The sequence below is a fragment of the Litchfieldella anticariensis FP35 = DSM 16096 genome, assembly GCF_000409775.1.
Classification (GTDB): Bacteria; Pseudomonadota; Gammaproteobacteria; order Pseudomonadales; family Halomonadaceae; genus Litchfieldella; species Litchfieldella anticariensis.
In genome coordinates this window covers 509,589-530,908 of sequence record NZ_KE332391.1, presented here as the reverse complement: position 1 = coordinate 530,908, position 21,320 = coordinate 509,589, and the positions used below count along the sequence as shown (strand labels likewise).

The 21,320-nt window shown below is 62.2% G+C and carries 20 protein-coding genes; 17 read left to right on the top strand and 3 right to left on the bottom strand.

Annotated features, from left to right (window positions below; all coding sequences use genetic code 11):
• Nucleotides 1-39 precede the first annotated feature (39 nt).
• The 16 genes from L861_RS14860 to L861_RS14785 all read left to right on the top strand — a co-directional run bounded on the left by L861_RS14860 (nucleotide 40) and on the right by L861_RS14785 (nucleotide 16,731).
• Nucleotides 40-1,161 carry a muconate/chloromuconate family cycloisomerase gene (locus tag L861_RS14860; RefSeq protein ID WP_016417289.1) on the top strand — a complete coding sequence of 374 codons (1,122 nt, stop codon included), beginning with the start codon at nucleotides 40-42 and terminating at the stop codon, nucleotides 1,159-1,161.
• Between the two features lie 66 nt (nucleotides 1,162-1,227).
• Nucleotides 1,228-1,518: a muconolactone Delta-isomerase gene (catC, locus tag L861_RS14855; protein WP_016417288.1), complete on the top strand. Its 291-nt coding sequence runs from the start codon at nucleotides 1,228-1,230 to the stop codon at nucleotides 1,516-1,518.
• 60 nt (nucleotides 1,519-1,578) lie between these two features.
• Complete coding sequence (gene catA, locus L861_RS14850; RefSeq protein WP_016417287.1) at nucleotides 1,579-2,550, top strand: catechol 1,2-dioxygenase; 972 nt, start codon at nucleotides 1,579-1,581, stop codon at nucleotides 2,548-2,550.
• 82 nt (nucleotides 2,551-2,632) lie between these two features.
• On the top strand, nucleotides 2,633-4,000 hold the full coding sequence (locus tag L861_RS14845) for a Rieske 2Fe-2S domain-containing protein (protein ID WP_016417286.1): 1,368 nt from the start codon (nucleotides 2,633-2,635) through the stop codon (nucleotides 3,998-4,000).
• Between the two features lie 36 nt (nucleotides 4,001-4,036).
• Complete coding sequence (gene benB, locus L861_RS14840; RefSeq protein ID WP_016417285.1) at nucleotides 4,037-4,528, top strand: benzoate 1,2-dioxygenase small subunit; 492 nt, start codon at nucleotides 4,037-4,039, stop codon at nucleotides 4,526-4,528.
• A 23-nt stretch (nucleotides 4,529-4,551) separates the two neighbouring features.
• Nucleotides 4,552-5,577 carry a benzoate 1,2-dioxygenase electron transfer component BenC gene (gene benC / locus L861_RS14835; protein WP_016417284.1) on the top strand — a complete coding sequence of 342 codons (1,026 nt, stop codon included), beginning with the start codon at nucleotides 4,552-4,554 and terminating at the stop codon, nucleotides 5,575-5,577.
• Nucleotides 5,574-6,347 (top strand): benzoate diol dehydrogenase BenD, encoded by a 774-nt coding sequence (gene benD, locus L861_RS14830; protein WP_016417283.1) that lies wholly within the window; start codon nucleotides 5,574-5,576, stop codon nucleotides 6,345-6,347. Before benC ends, benD begins: the two co-directional genes overlap by 4 nt.
• Before the next feature lie 197 nt (nucleotides 6,348-6,544).
• Entirely contained in the window at nucleotides 6,545-7,762 is a 1,218-nt protein-coding gene (locus L861_RS14825; protein WP_081645875.1) for a benzoate/H(+) symporter BenE family transporter, read from the top strand.
• A gap of 851 nt (nucleotides 7,763-8,613) precedes the next feature.
• On the top strand, nucleotides 8,614-9,786 hold the full coding sequence (locus L861_RS14820; RefSeq protein ID WP_016417280.1) for an ABC transporter substrate-binding protein: 1,173 nt from the start codon (nucleotides 8,614-8,616) through the stop codon (nucleotides 9,784-9,786).
• Between the two features lie 64 nt (nucleotides 9,787-9,850).
• Nucleotides 9,851-10,711, top strand: coding sequence for a branched-chain amino acid ABC transporter permease (locus tag L861_RS14815; protein ID WP_016417279.1), 861 nt, complete (start codon nucleotides 9,851-9,853; stop codon nucleotides 10,709-10,711).
• Nucleotides 10,712-10,721: 10 nt separating this feature from the next.
• Nucleotides 10,722-11,807: a branched-chain amino acid ABC transporter permease gene (locus L861_RS14810; RefSeq protein ID WP_016417278.1), complete on the top strand. Its 1,086-nt coding sequence runs from the start codon at nucleotides 10,722-10,724 to the stop codon at nucleotides 11,805-11,807.
• Entirely contained in the window at nucleotides 11,804-12,571 is a 768-nt protein-coding gene (locus tag L861_RS14805; RefSeq protein ID WP_016417277.1) for an ABC transporter ATP-binding protein, read from the top strand. The genes L861_RS14810 and L861_RS14805 overlap by 4 nt, the downstream gene beginning before the upstream one ends.
• Nucleotides 12,568-13,299: an ABC transporter ATP-binding protein gene (locus tag L861_RS14800; protein WP_016417276.1), complete on the top strand. Its 732-nt coding sequence runs from the start codon at nucleotides 12,568-12,570 to the stop codon at nucleotides 13,297-13,299. The genes L861_RS14805 and L861_RS14800 overlap by 4 nt, the downstream gene beginning before the upstream one ends.
• Nucleotides 13,300-13,332: 33 nt before the next feature.
• Nucleotides 13,333-14,538, top strand: a complete 1,206-nt coding sequence (locus L861_RS14795; RefSeq protein ID WP_016417275.1) for a benzoate/H(+) symporter BenE family transporter — start codon at nucleotides 13,333-13,335, stop codon at nucleotides 14,536-14,538.
• A gap of 81 nt (nucleotides 14,539-14,619) precedes the next feature.
• Nucleotides 14,620-15,966, top strand: coding sequence for a salicylate 1-monooxygenase (gene salA / locus L861_RS14790; protein WP_016417274.1), 1,347 nt, complete (start codon nucleotides 14,620-14,622; stop codon nucleotides 15,964-15,966).
• A gap of 141 nt (nucleotides 15,967-16,107) precedes the next feature.
• Nucleotides 16,108-16,731, top strand: a complete 624-nt coding sequence (locus L861_RS14785) for a LysE family transporter (RefSeq protein WP_016417273.1) — start codon at nucleotides 16,108-16,110, stop codon at nucleotides 16,729-16,731.
• Nucleotides 16,732-16,890: 159 nt separating this feature from the next.
• Here L861_RS14785 and L861_RS14780 read toward each other — a convergent pair whose 3' ends face one another.
• Entirely contained in the window at nucleotides 16,891-19,173 is a 2,283-nt protein-coding gene (locus tag L861_RS14780) for a xanthine dehydrogenase family protein molybdopterin-binding subunit (protein ID WP_016417272.1), read from the bottom strand.
• A 180-nt stretch (nucleotides 19,174-19,353) separates the two neighbouring features.
• Between L861_RS14780 and L861_RS14775 the strand changes: the two genes are divergently transcribed.
• Entirely contained in the window at nucleotides 19,354-19,848 is a 495-nt protein-coding gene (locus tag L861_RS14775; RefSeq protein WP_016417271.1) for a MarR family winged helix-turn-helix transcriptional regulator, read from the top strand.
• 47 nt (nucleotides 19,849-19,895) lie between these two features.
• Here L861_RS14775 and L861_RS14770 read toward each other — a convergent pair whose 3' ends face one another.
• Together L861_RS14770 and L861_RS14765 are read right to left on the bottom strand one after the other, a co-directional pair.
• Nucleotides 19,896-20,552 carry an N-carbamoylsarcosine amidohydrolase gene (locus tag L861_RS14770; RefSeq protein WP_016417270.1) on the bottom strand — a complete coding sequence of 219 codons (657 nt, stop codon included), beginning with the start codon at nucleotides 20,550-20,552 and terminating at the stop codon, nucleotides 19,896-19,898.
• A gap of 11 nt (nucleotides 20,553-20,563) precedes the next feature.
• On the bottom strand, nucleotides 20,564-21,316 hold the full coding sequence (locus L861_RS14765; protein ID WP_016417269.1) for a maleate cis-trans isomerase family protein: 753 nt from the start codon (nucleotides 21,314-21,316) through the stop codon (nucleotides 20,564-20,566).
• Nucleotides 21,317-21,320 lie beyond the last annotated feature (4 nt).

Here is a 21,320-nt window from a genome sequence, read left to right as displayed (position 1 = left end):
TGCCACTCAATCACCCGATTGGCGAAATTCGGAGCCCGCATGTCATCCGTGATCGAAACCATTCAGACGCTGCTGGTCGACCTACCGACCATCCGTCCGCACAAGCTCTCCATGACCACTATGGCGCGCCAGACCTTGGTCATCGTGCGTATGCGCCATAGCGACGGTATCGAGGGCTTGGGCGAAGGCACCACCATCGGTGGGCTGAGTTATGGCCCCGAAAGCCCCGAAAGCATCAAGCGCAACATCGACACTTATCTGGCGCCGCTGCTGATCGGTCAGCCTTCAGGCAATCTCAATGCGCTGCGCGCTCGGCTGGAGCGTCATGCACGAGGTAACAGCATCGCCAAGTCGGCATTGGAAACAGCACTGCTCGATGCCCAGGGCAAGCGCCTGGGACTGTCGGTGGCCGAGCTGCTGGGCGGGGCACGTCATGACCACCTGCCAGTGCTGTGGACGCTGGCCAGTGGCGATACCCGCAAGGACATCGACGAAGCCTTCCAGCGACTCGAGGACCGTCGTCACTGCGACTTCAAGCTCAAGATCGGTGCCAACGCCGTGGATCACGACGTGCGTCATGTGGCTGCCATCAAGGAAGCGTTGGGCGATCGAGCCAGCATACGGGTCGACGTCAATCAGGCATGGGACGAGGCCACTGCCGTGCGTGGCATTGCCGCACTGCAGGCTGCCGGCATCGACCTGATCGAACAGGCCATCCCCGCTCGCGAGCATGCTGGCCTGGTGCGTCTCTCGCAGCGTTTCCTGGTGCCCATGCTGGCCGACGAGGCGGTGCAGGACGCCCGCGATGGCCTGACGCTGGCGGCGAGCGGCTTCAGTGGCGCCTATGCGCTGAAGATCGCCAAGTCCGGCGGGCTGCAGGGGGTTCTCGAACTGGCTCATGTGGCCCAGGCCGCCGGCATTGGCCTCTACGGCGGCACCCTGCTGGAGGGCACCATCGGTACTGCCGCTTCGCTGCATGCCTGGGCGACGCTGGGCGAGATGGCTTGGGGCACCGAGATGTTCGGCCCGCTATTGCTCAAGGACGACATCGTCGTCGAGCAACTGACCTATCACGATTTCGGCGTCGATCTACCGAAGGGGCCGGGACTCGGCATCACCCTCGACGAAGAGAAGCTGGCCCACTATGCCCGTAACCACTGAAGGGCATGCAAGAACTGAGTCGCGCAAATCAACGGTCGCGTAGAGACTGAAGAAGAGGAGAGAGCAATGCTGTTTCAGGTGGAAATGATCGTCAAGCTGCCGCCGGACATGCCGGCCGAGCAGGCCGCCGAGATCAAGGCAACCGAGAAGGCCTATTCCCAGGAGCTTCAGCGTGCCGGCAAGTGGCGTCATCTGTGGCGGGTGGCGGGAAGCTACGCCAACGTCAGCATCTTCGACGTCGAGGACAACGCCGAGCTGCAGGAGATCGTCAGCAATCTGCCGCTCTTCCCCTACATGGAAATCAGCGTCAAGCCGCTGTGTCGCCATCCCTCTTCCATCCGCGACGACGATCGCTGACTCCAACGACACGCCAGCCCCTTGGTGAGTGGGCATAACGACAACGATGAGGATAACACCATGAGCGTCAAGATCTTCGACACCCCTGAAGTGCAGGACTTCCTGAAGACCGTCAGCGGCTTCGACCAGAGCGGCGGCAACGAGCGTGCCAAGCAGATCATGCACCGCCTACTGTCCGATCTGTACCGGTTGGTCGACGACTACGACGTCACCCCCGAGGAGTTCTGGTCCTCGGTGAGCGTGCTCAACGCCTTGGGCGAGGGCACCCAGTTCGGCCTCCTGGCCCCCGGCCTGGGCTTCGATCACTACCTGGACATGCGCATGGACGCCGAGGACAAGCAGCGTGGCCTGAGCGGCGGTACCCCGCGCACCATCGAGGGCCCACTGTATGTCGCCGGTGCCCCGGAGGCCGAGGGCTTCGCACGCATGGACGACGGTACCGATAGCGGTGCCGAGGTGATGTGGCTGACCGGCCAGGTACGTGATGTCGATGGCCAGCCGGTCACCGGTGCCAAGGTCGAGATCTGGCACGCCGACTCCAAGGGCGGCTACTCCTTCTTCGACCCGTCGCAGTCCGAGTACAACCTGCGCCGCACCATCATCACCGACAGCCAAGGTCGCTACACCGCGCGCAGCATCATCCCCTCCGGTTACGGTGTGCCGGAAGGCTGCGCCACCGACCAGGTGCTCAAGCTGCTCGGTCGTCATGGCCAACGCCCGGCGCATATCCACTACTTCATCTCCGCGCCGGGTCATAAGCACCTGACCACTCAGATCAACCTGGCCGGCGACCCTTACACCTTCGATGACTTCGCCTTCGCCACCCGCGAGGAGTTGGTGATCGAGGGCAGGCGCATCGAGGACCCGGCAGAGGCCGACAAGCGCGGTCTGGAAGGCCCCTTCACCGAGGTGGTGTTCGACGTCGAACTGGCCAGGACCGACGCCCCCGAGCTGCAGCACCGTCATAAGCGTCCGCGTGCCTTGGAAAGCGAGGAAGCGGAGAGCCAGCAGGCGAGCCAGGCCAAGGTCTGAGGCGTCCCGATTTATCGATGCCCCTGACTGCCAGGGCCGGCATGGGTGGGGCCATCACGACAACAACTGAGGAGTTTGGATCATGACCGCACAGCTTGATCGACTCGAACAACGCGTCCGCGGTGCCGTCGTCGACGACCCCGAGAATGGCATCTTCCGCTGCCACCGCAGCATGTTCACCGACCCGGCTTTCTTCGAGCTGGAAATGAAACACATTTTCGAGGGCAACTGGCTGTTCCTGGCCCACGAAAGCCAGGTAGCCGAGCCGGGCGATTACATGACCGTGACCCTGGGCCGTCAGCCGGTCATCATCACCCGCGACAAGCAGGGTGAATTGCACGCCCTGATCAACGCCTGCGCCCACCGCGGCGCGACCCTGTGCCGCAAGAAGCGCGGCAATAAAGGTACCTTCACCTGCCCGTTTCACGGTTGGTCGTTCAAGAACGACGGCAAGTTGCTCAAGGCCAAGAACGAGAAGACCGGAGCCTACCCGGACGGCTTCAAGCAGGACGGCTCTCACGACCTGAAGCGTCTTCCCCGCTTCGAGAACTACCGTGGTTTCCTGTTCGGCAGCCTGAGCGCCGATGTCACCTCACTCGAGGAGTACCTGGGTGAGACCACCAAGGTCATCGACAACATCGTCGAACAGGCGCCGGAAGGCCTCGAGATCCTGCGCGGCACGTCATCGTACACGTTCAACGGCAACTGGAAGCTGGGCGCCGAGAACGGGGCCGACGGCTACCACGTCAGCACGGTGCACTGGAATTACGCCTCGACCATGGAGCGCCGCAACTACGATGCCGGCGGCACCAAGGCGGTGGACGCCAACGGCTGGTCGAAGAGCCTGGGCGGTTTCTACTCGTATGAGAACGGCCACATGATGCTGTGGACACGCCTGCTCAACCCTGAGGTGCGCCCAGTCTATACCCAGAAGGACTGGCTCGAGCAGGAATTGGGCGAGGCGCGGGCCGACTCCATCGTCAACCAGACCCGCAATCTGTGTCTCTACCCCAACGTCTACCTGATGGATCAGTTCTCTACACAGATCCGTGTGATTCGCCCCATCGCCGTAGACAAGAGTGAGGTCACCATCTACTGCTTCGCCCCCAAGGGTGAATCGGACGAAAGCCGCGCGCTGCGTATCCGCCAGTACGAAGACTTCTTCAACGTCAGCGGCATGGGCACCCCGGACGACCTGGAAGAGTTCCGCGCCTGCCAGAACGGCTACGCCGGCTTGGATGCTGAATGGAACGATCTCTCCCGCGGTGCCAAGCAGTGGATCGAGGGGCCCGACGACAACGCCCGCGCCATCGACATGAAACCCTTGCTCAGCGGCGCCTCACCCGAGGACGAAGGCCTCTACGTGATGCATCACAAGCATTGGGTCGCGGAGATGCTGCGTGCCATCGACAAGGAACGCCGCCAGTTCATCGCCACCGCGTCCGCCTAAGCGTCACCGCGACTGTATTCAAGGGGAGAGCCCATCATGAGCATGAACTATCTCGACATTCAGGCCTTCGTCTATCGCGAAGCCCGGCTGCTCGACGACCGCGAGTGGGACGCGTGGCTCGAGTGTTACCGCAAGGACGTCACCTTCTGGATGCCGGCGTGGGATGACGATGATCGTCTGACCGAGGATCCGCAGCGCGAGATCTCACTGATCTACTACCCCAGCCGCGAGGGACTGGAGGACCGAGTCTATCGCATCAAGACCGAGCGCTCCGGGGCTACCAGCATCCCCGAACCGCGCACCACGCACCAGATATCGAACCTGGAAGTGCTCTCCCAGGAGGGCGACACAGTGGCGCTGCGCTTCAACTGGCACACCCTGAGCCACCGCTACCAGCAGACCAATGCCTATTTCGGCATGTCCTTCTACACCTTGGACGTGTCCGGCGACGCGCCGCTGATCACTTACAAGAAGGTGGTGCTGAATAACGACTATATCCACCAGGTCATCGACGTCTACCACGTCTGATCCGGTGGGGGAGGAGAACGACCATGAGCTACACCATTGCCCTCAACTTCGAAGATGGCGTCACCCGTTTCATTGGCTGCAAGGCAGGTGAGACGGTTCTAGATGCCGCCTACCGGCAGAAGGTCAACCTGCCGATGGACTGCTCCGACGGTGTCTGTGGCACCTGCAAGGGACATTGCGAACAGGGCGCCTTCGACATGGGGGACGAGTACCTGGAAGAAGCGCTCTCCGATGAGGAAGCCGCCGAAGGACAGGTGCTGACTTGCCAGATGGTGCCGTCCTCGGACTGCGTCATCCAAGTACCGGTGGCCTCTACCCTATGCAAGACCGCGGTAGGCAAGATCGAGGGCACCGTGGCCATGGTCGAGCAACTCTCCGAGGACAGCATCGAACTAGCCGTGGATCTGAACGCTGACGCTGAGCTGGCCTTCCTGCCCGGCCAGTACATCCATATCGATGTGCCGGGCAGCGATCAGCACCGTTCCTATTCTTTTAGCTCCAAGCCAGGGGAGCAGCGCTCTACCTTCCTGATCCGCAATATTCCGGGCGGTGTGATGAGTAGCTACCTTACCCAACGTGCTGCGGTGGGCGACCGCCTGACCCTGACCGGGCCGATGGGTAGCTTCTACCTGCGCGATGTGAAACGCCCGGTGCTGATGCTGGCCGGCGGCACTGGGCTGGCGCCATTCCTCTCCATGCTCGAGCAGTTGGTGGAGAAAGGCTGCGACCAGCCGGTACACCTCATCTATGGCGTCAACAAGGACGACCATCTGGTCAAGACCGACACCCTGGACGCTTTCGCTGAATGGCTGCCGACCTTCACGTACACCACGGTAGTGGTGGACGAAGCCAGCCGCAATTCGCGCAAGGGCTATGTGACCCACCACATGGATGCCGAGGTGATGCACGACGGCGACGTGGATGTCTACCTGTGCGGGCCGCCCCCGATGGTCGATGCAGTGCTGCGTCACTTCGATGACGAGGGCATCGTGCCGCAGAGCTTCCACTACGAGAAGTTCACACCAAACCAGGTGGGGGAGGCCGCATGAACCGCTTCGAGGGTAAGGTCATGGTGATCACCGGCGCTGCCCAGGGCATCGGGCAGCGCGTCGCCGAACGCGCGGCGGCGGAAGGGGCACGCCTGGCGCTGGTGGATCGCGCCGACTATGTCCAGGACGTAGTCGCCGAACTCAAGCAGCAGGGCGTGGAAGCCATTGCCCTGCAGGCTGACCTGGAGACCTGGGAAGGCGCCGAGCACGTCATGAATCAGGCCCGTGAGCACTTCGGTCGCATCGACATCCTGATCAACAATGTCGGCGGCACCATCTGGGCCCAGCCCTATGAACACTACCAGCCGGAACAGATCGAGGCCGAGGTGCGGCGTTCGCTGTTTCCGACCCTGTGGTGCTGCCGGGCGGCACTGCCGCACCTGCTCGAAACGAAGGGCAGTATCGTCAATGTCTCCTCGGTGGCCACCCGCGGCTTGATGCGCGTGCCCTATGCCGCGGCCAAGGGCGGGGTCAATGCCATGACCGTGGCGCTGGCCTTCGAGTACGCCGGGCATGGCATCCGCGTCAATGCTACGGCGCCGGGCGGCACCGAAGCGCCGCCGCGCAAGACGCCGCGCAATGCCGCCGAACAGACTGAGCAGGAGAAGGCCTGGTACCAGACGCTGATCGATCAGACCAAGGCCACCAGCTTCATGGGGCGTTACGGCACTCTCGACGAGCAGGCCGGCCCGATCCTGTTCCTGGCCTCCGACGATGCCAACTACGTCACCGGGACCGTGGTGCCGGTAGCGGGCGGCGACCTCGGCTAACGTATCTTTCCAACCCCTTAAGGGTGAGGGGCGCCGGGAGCAGGTCGCAGCGAATGTAGCGCCTAGGGAAGGGTTCACAGTGCCTTCGCGCAGGCCTGCTCCCGGGAAGCCCTCGCACCTAATGAATCTAAAACGATTCCAATGACAACAATCCCCTGGAGCACACCGTGAAGCATATAGAACAGGGCGTTGGTCTCATGTCCGCACCCCGCGACTTCATCAGAGACCTCAACGCCGACAACTTCAGTGCCGGTCTGGTGGCCGGTATCTTCGGCCTCAGCGCCGGCATCATCCATATTAGTGCCGGTCTCGCCGCCGGTCTCTCTCAGGAATTCACCCTGATCTGGGTCATCAGCTATCTGATGATCAATGGCCTGTTCGGGCTGTTCATGCCAGCCTACTATCGGCTGCCACTGCCGATGGCCAACTCCATTCCCGGCGCCCTGCTGTTCGCCTCGATCATTCCCGTCGTGGGGCTCGAGGCCGCCCTGGGGGCGACGCTGATCGCCGGGGCCATCTCTCTGGTCGTCGGCCTGGCCGGGTGGATGGGCATCGTCATGCGGCTGATCCCGATGCCCATCGTCATGGGCATGGTCGCTGGTATCCTGCTCAAGTTCGGTACCAACATGGTGATGCCGCTGCAGAACGCCATGCTCCCGGCGGTGGTGATGATTCTGGCCTTCTTTTTCTCGGCACGCTTCCTGCGCCGGGTGCCGCCGCTGGTCGTCGCCATGCTGGTGGGTATCGCCTACATGGCGTTTTCCGGTGCGGACTTCTCCAGCGTGGAGTTCTCGGTGAAGTTCCCGGAGGTCATCATGCCCACCTTCACCCTCGAGGCCTTCCTGGCCTACGGCCTGCCCCTGGCGCTGATCCTGGTGGGCATGGAGACGCCGGCCGGCGTAGGCCTGGTCAAGGGCATGGGCTTCAAGAGTGCGCCGGCCAACGCCATCACCGCCGTGGGTGGGCTTGGCACCATGGTCTCGGCCTTCTTCAACCTGCACAGCACCTGCATCGCGGCACCGATGACCGGCATCTGTTCCGGGCCGGAAGCCGGCAGCCACGACAAGCGCTGGGTGGCCGCCGTCATCGTCGGGATCATCTTCATCGTGGCAGCGCCTTTCTATGGTTTCGTGTTCAGCCTGATCGAGGCCATGCCGTCCTACTTCATCGCCATTATCGCTGGTTTGGCACTGCTGCGCGTGATCGGCTCGGCGATGCACATGACCTTCTCTGGCAAACATGAGGTAGGCGCGATGTTCTCCTTCCTGATCGCCGTCTCCGGTCTGCAGATTCTCGGTATCGGCGCCTCCTTCTGGGCGCTGGTGTTGGGAGCAGGTATCTCGATGCTCGTCGAGTTCAGGGACTTCGACTTCTCCAGCAAGAGGGAAGCAACCAAGGAAGTGAAGACCGCCTGAAGGAGCTGCCGATTCCTCGTAATCCTCCTTGGCCCGTGCCTTGCCTACGCAGCACGGGCATTTTTCTTTCACCTATAAAGGCATAGGAAGCGCGACCTCCCCATCGTTGGCGACGTTGTCTAGGTCGCCTACAGCGTGTTCGACCGGCTCGTGAAACCGGCGGAAGTGGCGATGTAAGACAGACTCACCTCTTATGCTTTTGTCGTAATTTAGCGCGCTAACAGTGATTGTCTGGCCTGTAAAAACGGGCGCCAGACAGTCGAGTGTGATGCCGACAGGCCAGGTATATCGGCTTTATCGGAGGACGCAAGCCGACTTATTGCCGGTAGCAGCCCCTACGAGGCTGCGTATCTGCATGATTATACTGGAGAAAATTGCAGGCTGCAGATGAGGTGCCGAGTCGAGAACCTGTCGGAGAAATACCGTGAGCCGATGGGACGATGATACCTCTCAGGTATGGTGGCGAACTCAAACGATATTGGTGGGGGCTTGCCTCGGCCGCCAGAATCATCTGCAGAGACGGAAACGTATCGTCCACGATCCGCACTCAGGACGAGCTCCCTGCCACTCCTTTTCAAGGGTTTGCAGGTATAACGACAACGATGAGGCAATGAGCATGATCGTCAACCAGTACTTCGACCCCCCGGACATCCAGGTTGTCTTCCATGCCGTCAACGGCGGCAAACCGTATCTCGACGTGCCGTTGAATGCCGAGGCCTGATCGCACCGCCTTCTCGACGCATTCCTGATTCAGCAACGCAAGCCATATTCTCTCGCTTCTACTGTGCGCGATGGGGTAGGGGGAGCCTTGCCGATTCCCATAACCATAAGATTTAACCCTGGTGACTCACATGAACAATATCTTCAAGAAAACCGCAGTCGCTTCTCTGATCGGTGCTGGTGTCCTGACGGCCGGTATCGCCAATGCCGATGAACACCCCATCAAGCTTGGGCTGCTGCTGCCTTATTCCGGCACCTATACGGCGCTGGGTGAAGCCATCACCAATGGCTTGAAACTGGCCATCGAACAGCAGGATGGCCATCTCGGTGGGCGTGATGTCGAATTCGTGGAACTGGACTCCGAGGCCAATCCTTCCAAGGCCCCGCAGAACATGAGCCGCCTGGTCAAAGGCGATAACGTCGATTTCGTGATCGGCCCGGTGCACTCAGGAGTGGCCATGGGCATGTTGCGGGTCGCCAAGCAGACCGGTGCCATCACCATCATTCCCAACGCCGGACTGGGGGCCGCCACCAACGAGCTGTGCATGCCCAATGTCTTCCGTACCTCGTTCAGCATGTGGCAGAACAGCTACCCGATGGGCAAGGTCGCTTACGACCAGGGGCACCGCAAGGTCGTGACCATCACCTGGGACTATGCGGGTGGCAAGGAGGATATCGCCGGCTTCGAGCAAGCGTTCACCGAGGCCGGTGGCGAGATCGTCGAGCAGATCCTGGTGCCCTTTCCGAGCACCGAATTCCAGAGTTATCTGACGCAGATTGCCAGCCTGAAACCAGATGCCGTCTATACCTTCTTCGCGGGTGGCGGCGGCGTCAGCTTCGTGCGTGACTACGCTGCCTCGGGACTCAAGGAGAGCATCCCGTTGCTGGGCTCGGGCTTCCTGACGGAGGGCAACGCCAAGGCCCTCGATGGGGCCGGCGAGGGCGTTCAGACCACCCTGCACTATGCCGAGACCATCGAGAGCGAGGCCAACCGCGACTTCGTGGAAGCCTACAACAACGCTTATGGCGAGCTGCCGGACACCTATGCCGTGCAAGGTTATGACACCGGCATGATGCTGGCTCAGGCCATGTATGCCGTGAAGGGCAACACCGAGGACAAGGAAGCCCTGATCGAGGCGCTCTCCAGGGTGCACTTGAACAGTCCGCGTGGCCCCATGACGTTCTCCGACTCCCACCACCCCATCCAGAACGTCTACCTGCGTGAAATTCGCGACGGCAAGCATAACGTCGTCGATCTCGCCTACGAGCAACTCGAGGTGCCGGACGACGCCTGTCAACTGTGATTCGGTGAACCCCTGACTTTCGGGGCAGGCCCGGCCTGCCCCGAGCATCGCGGAGGAGATCATCATGGATCTCGCATTCTTCGGCGTGCAGCTTCTCAACGGGCTGCAGTACGGACTGCTGCTGTTCCTGATCGCCAGCGGCCTGACCCTGATCTTCGGCATCATGGGCATCATCAACCTGGCGCATGGCGCCATGTACATGATCGGTGCCTACCTGGTCTATGACCTGACCATGCGTTTGGGTAACTTCTGGCTGGCGATCGTGATCGCCATTCCTATCGCCATCGTGCTCGGCCTGATCATCGAGCGGCTATTTCTCGACACGCTCTACAAGCGCGACCACCTCTACCAGGTGCTGCTGACTTTCGGCCTGATTCTGGTACTCAACGAGGCGCAGCGCATCATCTGGGGCGGCGACGTGCACAGCGTCCCTGTGCCGGCACCCTTCGACGCCAGCCTGCAGCTCACCGACAACCTGCAGTACTCGGTCTACCGACTGTTCGTCATGGGCGTCTGCTTGGCCCTGGCCGGGGCCATTTACTGGGTGATCCGCCATACCCGGCTGGGGATCATCATCCGTGCCGGCGCAGTGAACCGCGACATGGTCGAGGGGCTGGGCATCAACGTGCGCACCCTGTTCACGCTGATCTTCAGCGTCGGGGTGGCGCTGACCGCCTTCGCCGGCATGATCGCGGCACCGCTGACCTCCATCGCACCGGGCATGGGCGACAGCATCCTCATCACCTGTTTCGTGGTGGTGGTCATCGGCGGCATCGGCTCGATCAAGGGCGCCTTCTGGGGCGCGATCCTGATCGGCATGGCCGAGACCTTCGGCTCGGTGCTGATTCCTAGCCTCGCCAGCATGGTGATCTACCTGATCATGGCCGCCGTGCTGCTGGTCAAGCCACGTGGGCTGTTCGCCTGAGGAGGCAGTCATGTTGCACAGTTATCCCAAGCGCGTCACTTTCATCATGCTGGCGCTGACGGCGATCGTCGCGACCTTTCCCTTGTGGGGCGCGAGCGTGTTCGGCAGCCAGTCCGACTTCATCCTCGAAAAGCTCACCCTGATGCTGATCCTGGCGCTGTTCGCCATGAGCCTCGACCTGCTGGTCGGGATCGTCGGCCTGGTGAGCCTGGGGCATGCGCTGTTCTTCGGCCTTGGCGCCTACACTCTGGCGCTGGCCAGCCCCGACTTCAGCCCGGCCTCGCTGTGGTGGATGTTGCCGCTGGTCGCGGCGGTGGCCGCCGTGGCGGCGTTGGTGGTGGGGGTGCTGGTGATTCGCACCAAAGGCATCTTCTTCATCATGACCACCCTGGCCTTCGGGCAGATGCTTTTCTACCTGATCAGTACCTCGTCCTTCACCGGCAGCACGGACGGCATCTTCATCATGTTCCGGCCGAGCCTGACGGTGGGCGAGACGGCGCTGCTCAACCTCGACGATCCGCGTACCTTCTTCTACTTCTGCCTGGGTATGCTGGTGGCCGGCTACCTGTTCCTGCGCTGGCTGACCCGCTCCTATTTCGGCCAGGTGCTCGACGGTATCCATGACAACGAGCACCGCATGCAGGCGCTGGGCTATGCCACCGGCAGCTACAAGCTGATCGCCTTCGTCATCGCCGGGATCATGGCAGGCATCGCTGGCATGCTGGCCGCCATGCAGTACGGTTTCGCCAACCCCGCCCAGCTTGGCTGGCATACCTCCGGTGAGGTGCTGATAATGCTGATCCTGGGGGGGATGGGGACCATCTTCGGCCCGATCCTCGGCGCCTTTGCCTACGAGATCCTGCTGTTCGTCTTCGAACATCTCACCACCCACTGGCCGATCCTGATGGGCCTGACCATCATCGTCGCGGTACTGGTGCTGCCTCGCGGGATCGCCGGCCTGATTACCGCACCGCCAGGCAAGGCGGAGCTGCTGAAGGCCTCGCTGCTGCGTCGGTTGGCGAAGGGGGGCCGCAAGCCCCGGACCGACGCCCACCCTCACCAAGCCGTCATGCCGAAAGGGAGGGCCGAGTCATGAGCCAAGCACCGACCCTGTCGACTCATGGCCTGACCCGCCGTTTCGGTGGCCTGGTAGCGGTCAACGAGGTCGACTTCGATGTCGAGCCCAATGAGATTCATGCCATCCTGGGGCCCAATGGTGCCGGCAAGAGCACCCTGATCAACCTGCTCTCGGGGGAGATTCCCCCCTCGGCTGGCGAGGTGCGCTATCGTGGCAAGCCCATCCAGGGCAAGAGTGTGCGGCAGATCGCACACATGGGTATCGGCCGCAGCCATCAGAAGACCAACATCTTCCCGCGGCTCAACTGCCTGCAGAACTGCCAGTTGGCGGCGCGCATCCACATGGGCGGCGTCTTCGCCAGTTGGCGTTCGCGCCAGCGGGCCCGGCAAGTCAACGAGCGGGCCCTCGAGGTGCTGGAGACCTGCCAGCTGGTGCATCGGGCCTACACGCCTGCCGCGGACATGAGCTATGGCGAACAGCGCCAACTGCAGATCGCCATGGTACTGGCGACAGCCCCCTCGCTGATGCTGCTCGACGAACCCATGGCAGGAATGGGGCGTGAGGAGACCGCCCAGGTCACCGAGCTACTCGCGAGCCTGAGCGACCGTTATACCCTGGTGCTGATCGAGCACGATATGGACAGCGTCTTCCGCCTGGCCGACCGCATCACCGTGATGGTGGATGGCTGTGTGCTGGAGAGCGGTCCTACCGACCAGATCCGCTGCAGTGAAAAGGTGCGTGACGTCTATCTCGGACGGCACCACGAGGAGGTAATGGCATGACAGCAGCAGCGCACCTCACCCCGTTGATCGATGCCAAGGGGTTGCACACCTTCTATGGCGAGAGCCATGTCCTGCACGGGGTCGACTTGACCCTGATGCCCGGCGAGACGCTGAGTCTGCTGGGGCGCAACGGCATGGGCAAGACCACCACCTTGAAGTCGATCCTCGGCTTCGTGCCGCCACGCGAAGGTGAGGTCCGCATCAAGGGAGAGTCCACTGCCAAGCGTCGCCCCTGGCAACTGATCCGCCAGGGCATCGGTTATGTACCGGAAGGACGGGGTATCTTCCCCGGCATCAGCGTGCGCGAGCACCTGGTGATGGCCGCCCGGCCCAACGAGCGGGGCGAGACGCCCTGGACCCTGGAGCGGGTGCTGGACACTTTCCCGCGCCTCGGCCAGCGCATCAACCATGATGGCTCCTTCCTCTCCGGAGGCGAGCAGCAGATGCTCTCCATCGGTCGCGCACTGACCACCAATCCCGACCTGATCATCCTCGATGAGGCCACCGAGGGCCTGGCGCCTCTGATCCGTGATGAGATCTGGAAGATCATTCACGAGATCAAGGCCACCGGCATTGCCAGCATCATCGTCGACAAGAACATCGACAACCTACTCGAGGTGGCGGAAAAGCACATCCTGCTGGTCAAAGGCGAGGTGGTCTACAGCGGGGGCGCTCAAGGCCTCAAGGATGATCCTTCCATTCTCGATATGCACCTTGGCGTTGCCTGACCTTTCATTTCACCACTCTACAGGGAGCCACTTATGCGACTCCACAAGGACTGGTCGATACCTGCGATCACCGCTGGCTTCGTAGCGGTGCTGGTGTCCTATTCCGGGCCCTTGGCGATCTTCTTCCAGGCTGCCCATAGCGCCGAGATCTCGAGTGCCATGATGACCTCCTGGGTCTGGGCGATCTCGCTGGGTGCTGCCGTCTCGGGCATCCTGCTCAGCCTGTGGCTCAAGGTGCCGGTGGTCACGGCCTGGTCGGCGCCGGGCACGGCGCTACTGGTCACACTGTTTCCCGACCTGTCGCTGGGCGAGGCGGTGGGCGCCTATCTTACCGCCGCGGTGATCATTTTCGTGATCGGCGTCACCGGTTCCTTCGACCGCATCATCCAGATGATCCCTCCTGGGATCGCCAGTGCCATGATGGCGGGAATCCTGTTCCAGTTCGGTGTTGGGGTGTTCGTATCGCTCGAATCGGTACCGGCACTGGCCATCGGCATGATCCTGGCCTATCTGCTCTTCAAGCGCCTGAGCCCGCGCTATTGCCTAGTGCTGCTGCTGATCGTCGGGGTCGGCCTGGCCGTATGGCTGGAGGGCGCCAGTCTGAAGGGCGTGACGCTGCAACTGGCCGAGCCACGTTTCATTCATCCCGAATGGACCTGGAATGCCACCCTCAGTCTGGCCATTCCGCTGGTGCTGGTCAGCCTCACAGGACAGTTCCTGCCGGGCATGGCAATCCTGCGCAGCTCCGGCTACGACACGCCGGCCAAGCCGATCGTCACCGTGACCAGTCTGACCTCCTTCGTCACAGCCTTCTTCGGAGGCATCACTACCGTAGTGGCGGCGATCACCGCCGCGATCTGCACCAGCAAGGAGGCCCACGAGGATCCGGGCAAACGTTACGTGGCCGGGGTGGCCAATGGTGTCTTCTACCTGGTGGGCGCCTGCTTCGCCGGCACCATCGTGGCGCTGTTCACCTCGTTGCCAGGCGAATTCGTCGCGGTGCTGGCGGGTTTGGCGCTGATCGGCGCCATTGCCAGCAGTGTCAGTGCCTTCGCCGCCCACAAGGACCACTTGGAGGCCTCTGTCATCACCTTCATTGCCACGGCCTCCGGTGTCAGCTTCCTGGGGCTGGGGTCGGCTTTTTGGGGAGTCGTTATCGGCGCGATTGCCTATAACACGCTGCATCGTCGTTTCGCCCTGCGGCGCGAAACAACGGAGGCAGCCGGAAGTGGACGTTGAGCTTTCCATCAACGCGTTGCCAAGAGCAACCTCATAGCTTCGGTCACATAATCAGAATCATTCCCAGCAGGAGCGGCGCTCATGCAGAAATCGAGCACAAAAGAAGCCCCTAAAGGCAAGCGTCTTTCCATCGGCATTGTCGGTGGCGGAATAGGTGGCGTGGCCCTGGCGATCGGACTTTCCCGTGACAAGAGTCTTGAGGTCAACCTCTTCGAAGCGGCGGCGAAGTTCTCCGAAATCGGTGCTGGCGTATCCTTCGGCCCCAATGCGGTGCGGAGCATTTCCCTGCTGGGTTTGGAGGAGCCCTACACCCGGATTGCCGATAAGTCGCCGGCTCCTTTCGAGGATGTCTGGTTCGAGTGGCGGCGTTGGCACGACGAAGCCTATTTGGCCGCGAGCATTGCACCGGGGTGTGGGCAATCCTCCGTCCACCGCGCCGACTTCCTCGATGCCTTGGTCGACTGCCTGCCCGATGGCATTGCCCATTTCGGCAAGCGTTGTGCCGCGGTACGCCAGGGCCCAGAGGGTGTCACGGTCGACTTCGAGGATGGCACTACCTTTCAGTGTGACATCCTGGTCGGCTGCGATGGGATCAAGTCCGCGGTGCGCCGGCATGTGTTGCCGGAGGAGAGCGACGGTACGATAGAGCCTCGCTGGAGCGGCACCAAGGCTTATCGCGGTCTCGTGCCGGTCGAGGAACTGAAGCGTGCCTTCACCGAGGCGGGCGTCGAGGAACGCCTTGCCACCGTGCCCCAGATGTATCTCGGCCCGCAAAAACACATCCTGACCTTCCCGGTAAAGCAGTCCACGCTGATCAACGTCGTCGCCTTCGTCTCGGATCGCAGCACCGCTGCGCCGCAACTGCCGGCGGACGAACCCTGGGTGGTCGGGGTATCGCAGGCCGAAATGCTGGAAGACTTTGCGGATTGGGGCGAGGCGTCGAAGGCCATCCTGCGCTGCATTCCCGAGCCGACCCGTTGGGCGTTGCATGAGTTGCCCGAGTTGCCCTGCCATGTGCGCGATCGAGTGCTTCTCATCGGCGATGCCGCCCATGCCATGTTGCCCCACCAGGGCGCCGGGGCGGGTCAGGCCTTGGAAGATGCGTATGTCTTGGCGTCCCTGCTGACGGATGAGCGCTGTACTCGCGACAATGCCGAGCGGGTGTTGGAAGCGTTTGAACGCTGTCGTCGCCCACGCGCCTGTCGGGTGCAGGCGACCTCGCGTGAGGCCGGTGAGATCTACGAGTACTGCGGCGAGGGTATCGGCAGCGATGAAGAGAAACTGGCCGATAACCTGAAGCACCGTTTCGACTGGATATGGAATTATGACCCGCGCACAGGGGTGAAAGAGGTGCTGGCGTCATTGGGGTGGCAGGAGACGACATCCTGCGATTTATCGCCGGGCTCGGCACTGGCCGAGAAAGCGTGAATTATCGCCTCACTGTCCGCTCCTGCCATGCAGGGCGGACTTTTCCAAAGAAACAGTCTAGCTTTCCTCGTGAGGCAAGGAACGCCGAACTGGTCCAGAATGCGCTTATTCTTTCCCTAATGACTGGCTAACAGGTGGATTATGGAACTCCTCTTGATTCTGGCAGGTGTCGGCGTTGCGCATCTGCTGGCCGTTATCAGCCCGGGGCCGAGTCTTCTGGTCGTGGCTCGTGCAGCGATTTCCACCTCTCGGAGTGCAGCAATCTGGACGGCGCTCGGGATCGGGGTGGGATCGGTGATCTGGGTGCTTGCCGCGTTGTTTGGGCTCCACTTGCTGTTCGCTGTGGCTCCCTGGGTCTATACCGGCATGAAGGTCGCTGGCGCTGCCTTTCTTTTCTATCTTGCGTTCCAGCTCTGGCGACACGCCAAAGTTCCCATGCACTTCGATGCCTCCGTTACCGTGTTGGCCGTGCCCTCATGGAAATCGTTCTGTCGAGGGCTGCTGGTACAGTTATCGAACCCGAAGGTTGTCGTCTTCATGGGCTCGATCCTGATCACGCTGCTGCCGCCACAGCCGTCGAGCGGACTGATAGCCGCGCTGCTATTGGTCGTTTTCCTGAATGAGTTCGTGTGGTTTTCCTGCGTCGCCTGCGCCTTTTCCATTCCGCGTTTCAGACAGGGTTATCTTCGTTTCAAGAGCATCATCGACCGGGTAACGGGCACCTGCCTAGGAGGTTTGGGGTTACGCCTGATCGTGAGTCGATAACGATGGACTATCTCAGGCCGCCAGGGCCACCCAAGCCGGCCTAACGGCCGGATCGCGCAGGAAACCTGCGCTCCCACGAGAGCTGGGTTAGCAGCTGCTGTGGCGGGAGTGCAGCGATTGCCTGGATCATCACTGTGATGCGCAGCAGGTGATGCGAGGTCACGAAGGCGGGGTTGATGCCGTGCCGGCCCTTGCTTGCCGAGAGGCGTGCAACCTCTTACGGACCACTTCCGGGGTAAACGGCGGTCGATAGAACCGCACCCCGGTGGCATCGAACAAGGCGTTGGCGATCGCCGGGGCGCCGGGCAGGGAGGTCGACTCGCCGACACCCAGCGGTGGCTCCTCGGAGCGGTCCAGGAGCAGTACGTCGATCTCGGGCAGTTCCGAGAAGCGCAGGATCGGATAGCCGCCCCATTCGCGGCTGACGGGCAGGCCGTCTTCGAACGCGACACTTTCCTTCAAGGTGCGGCTCAAGGTCTGGATCACGTTGCCGTGCACCTGGTGGCGGACTCCTGCTGGATTGATTATCAAACCGGCATCCTGGCCGACGACCAGACGTTCGATGACGATACGCCCCGTCTCGAGATGCACCTTGAGGAAGACGGCCCAGGCCGCCAGGGCGGCGCCGAAGCCGGGGAACTTGCTGTGCACGTATTGGGCGTAGGCAAATCCGCGCCCCCATCGCCAACCGTCGTTTTCCTGTTCGTCACTGGCCGCGAGGCGAGGCATCCATTCGGCGCGCTGCGCCACGGCAGCGACCAGGGCCTGGGCACGCTCGTCGCTCAAGTGACGAAGGCGATACTTGACGGGGTCCATGCCGGCCATCCACGCCAGTTCGTCGATATAGCTTTCATGGGCGAAGGTGTTGGGCAGGGCGGAGACACCACGTAGCCAGGCGGCACGCACCAGGGTCGGCACATCGTCACAGGCGATACGCCGGTGTGGATAACGATAGGGTGGCACGGCGGTACGGTCGCCCATCTCGAATGGCACGTCGCTCGGTGCCGTGGCACCGGTCAGCAGCAGCGCCAGGGTCGGGGCGTTGTTGGACGGGTAGCGGTTCACGAAGTCATAGCCGGCCGGGCTGCCGTCGGCATTCAGCCCGCCGTCGACGTCCATGAGCTGTCCCGCGCCCTTGGGTTCCCAGCCATGCTCCTGTTCGCGACTGAGCTGTACCCGCACCGGGCGGCCGACGGCACGCGATAGCAAGGCGGCATCGGCGCCCACGTCATCGGCGCAATTGCGGCCATAGCAGCCGGAGACTTCCATGCGCTGAATGTCGATCCTGCTCTCGTCGAGTTCCAGTAGCTTGGCCAGGTCGGCGCGCAGGCTGTGGGGGTTCTGGGTGCCCGACCAAACCATGAGGCCATCGTCGCGGTAGTCGGCCACTGAGCATGAGGGGCCGATCGAGCCATGCAACTGGTAGGGCCATACATAGGTGCGCCGCAGCCGCTGGCCGGCCTGCGCAAGTGCGGCGTCGACGTCGCCTTCCTCGAGCAGCGGGCGATGCTGGGCGGGCAGCTCGCGCAATGCCTGTTCCAGGTCATCCAGATCGGGGAGTTCGGTGATGGGGCGCCAGGTGACTTTCAAGCGTCGGGCGGCTTCGACTGCCATTTCCTCGCGCTCGGCCACCACGCCGACGAAGTCGCCGATGACCACCACCTCGATCAGGCCTGGGATATCGGCTACCGAGGCCTCATCCACATTCATCAGGCTGTGGCCGACGAAATTGCCACGGTCGTGGCCGACATAAGGCGGTCGAACCACTCGGCCATGCAGCATTCCGGGCAGACGCAGATCGTGAACGAAGGTGAGTTCGCCACTGACCTTGGCGGGGATGTCGACCCGCGCCGCTCTCTGACCGACGATACGGTAGTCGCCAACGGGTTTCAGGGCCACGTCATCGGCCAGTTTCAGGGCATGACGTTGCCCTTTCAGTAGCGCACCGTAACCGATGGCCTGCTGTGGATCGCCATGGAGTTGGATTCGGCCGTCTTCGCTGCGCAGGTCCTCGATGACAACACTGAAGTGTGCGGCTGCGAGAGATAGCAGGTGGTGGCGGGCCTGGGCCGCTGCGCGTCGCAAGGGCTCGGCGGTGATCTGGATGGTGGCGCTGGCGATCGTGGGGCCCTGGTTCGGCACCTCGGTGGAGTTGCCGAGCACCATACTGATGTCCTCGAGACGCACATCCAACTCTTCGGCGACGATCTGGGCCAGCGCGGTGCGAATCCCGGTGCCCAGGTCGACGTGGCCATTGAAGGCCATGACATGCCCGTCGTCGAGTACGGCGACGAACAGCTCCGGCTCCGTGGGAACGAAATCGGAATGCGTGCCGGGTTGCCCCGGCGCAGGCTTGGGGGGCACCACCGGATCGCGATAGACCACCAGTATGTCGGGGTCGTTGAGCAGGGCGTGCCGCGGGGGCAGGGAAGAACGCGCCATCGAAGAGCTCCTGATGATTGATTCTCGAGGCAAGCGGATGTTGTCTCCGGCGGCAAAGCGGTTATAGTGTATACACTATAAATATGCCGCAGTAGCCGAGGGTTTTCCACCCTGTCATGGCGTGTCGAAATGCCTCGTCATGCCGTGATCATGCGCCCTATGGAATGGACAGGATCGTCGATGCAATCCGAAACCCAACATCACGAATCGAAAGAAAGTGAGCGACACACGCCTTCCGAGCAAGGCTACGACTTCTCGGAGCAGGTTGGTCACCTGCTGCGCAAGGCGTATCAGCGCCATACCGCGATCTTTCAGCGTCACAGTTGCGACAAGCAACTGACCGCGATCCAGTTCGTGACCCTGTGCACGGTCATGGAACATGGCCCTAGCTCGCTGACCGAGATCGTCAATGCCACGGCCATTGATCCCGCTACTATTCGTGGTGTCATCAAGCGGCTCAAGGCACGCGACTGGATCATGCTTTCCACCGACCCCGCTGACCAGCGCAAGGTCATGGTCAGCATCACGCCGCACGGCGAGAATCTGGTCGAGGAGATGGTGCCGCGCGCCCAGCACGTCACCGATCTGACCATGGGTAACCTCAACCCCGCCGAGCGTGTCGCCCTGCTGCATCTGTTGGCCAAGATGAACGAGCAAGGCGAACCGGGAGGCTGATGGAGGAAGCGCTCCCTTGGAGATACGCTTCCCAAGCTCTGGCTCCGTCAGTCCCGGGCATGACGCTTGGCGGTGAAATACCCTACGGCGTCCTCGACGCTGATTACGTCGCCGTACTTGCTGTCGATGTCGAACAGATTGGCTTCATGCGGGGTTGGGTGGCGGTCTCCCACGCACTCGCGCACGACCATCACACGAAAACCATGTTGCATACCATCGACCGCGGTGGCGCGAATGCAGCCGCTGGTGGAACAGCCGGCGAGCACCAGGGTATCGACGCCCAGGGCCATCAGCGTTGGTGCCAGCGAGGTGCCGAAGAAGGCGCTGGCGTATTGCTTGGTAATCACCAGTTCATCGCCTTGGGGCACCACTTCGGGGCAGAACTCGGCGTAGGGATTGCCCGCCACCATGGCTTTCATCACCGGCGCCTTCTTCACCCATACGCCACCATCGAGATAATCGGGTCCGTGGTAGCGGATATTGGTATGAAGGACTGGCGCACCCGCCTCTCGGGCTGCGTTCAGCAGGGTCGGTGACTGTGCCACCGCTTCTACCACGCCGGGGGCGAAGAGGGGGGAGTCCTCAGTGGTATAGCCCTGCATGAAGTCCACCACCACGAGGGCGGCTTTTTGGCCGAAGCCGATGCGGCTGTCCCACACGCCCTTGTAGTTGTCGGCGGCCGAACTATCCTCTCGATTCGACATGGTGGCTCTCCTCAGTAGGCGCCCGACAGCAGTGCACCGGCGCCCGGTACCACCGGCTCCAACTCCAGCGACTTGAGCATGGCGTAGGTGGTAGCAATGGCGGCGCTGATCACCGGCTTGCCGGCCAATGCTTCGACCTTGGCCACGGCGGGCAACGACGGCATCTGCACGCAGGCGGAAAGTACGATGGCATCGGCCTCGGCGAGGTCGAGGGTTGAAACGATCTCCGGCAGTTTGGCCGGGTCGTGACGTGCCACCTCAAGGTTGTCGGGGATCTCGAGGGCGCGATAGTCGAGCACCTCGATGCCTTCCTGGCGGATATAGTCCACCACCAGCTCGGTCAGCGGTTTCATGTAGGGCGCCACGACCACCACGCGTTTGGCGCCGATTACCTGGAGCGCATCGACCAGGGCGCCGGCGCTGGAAACCACCGGCGTATCCTTGCCATTTTCCTGGGTGCGCTGGCGCAGGCGTTGTTGCGATTCGCGATGGTAACCAGGCCCCATCGACATGATTGCTACCAGGCAGGCATAGCCCATCACATCCACGGCAGCGTCGGAGAGCTCCAGGGCGCAACGATCCGATTCGGCATCCATCGCCGCCAGTTCTTCCTTGCGCACGGTCTTCATACGCATGCGGCTGGAGTGGAAGGTGAAGCGTTCGGGGCGGATTTGTTGCCGCGCCGTCAGCATGGCGGGAATTTCGGTCTCCATGGTGACGTTCGAGCTGGGCACGATTTGCCCGATACGGTAGGTCTTGGTCATGTCA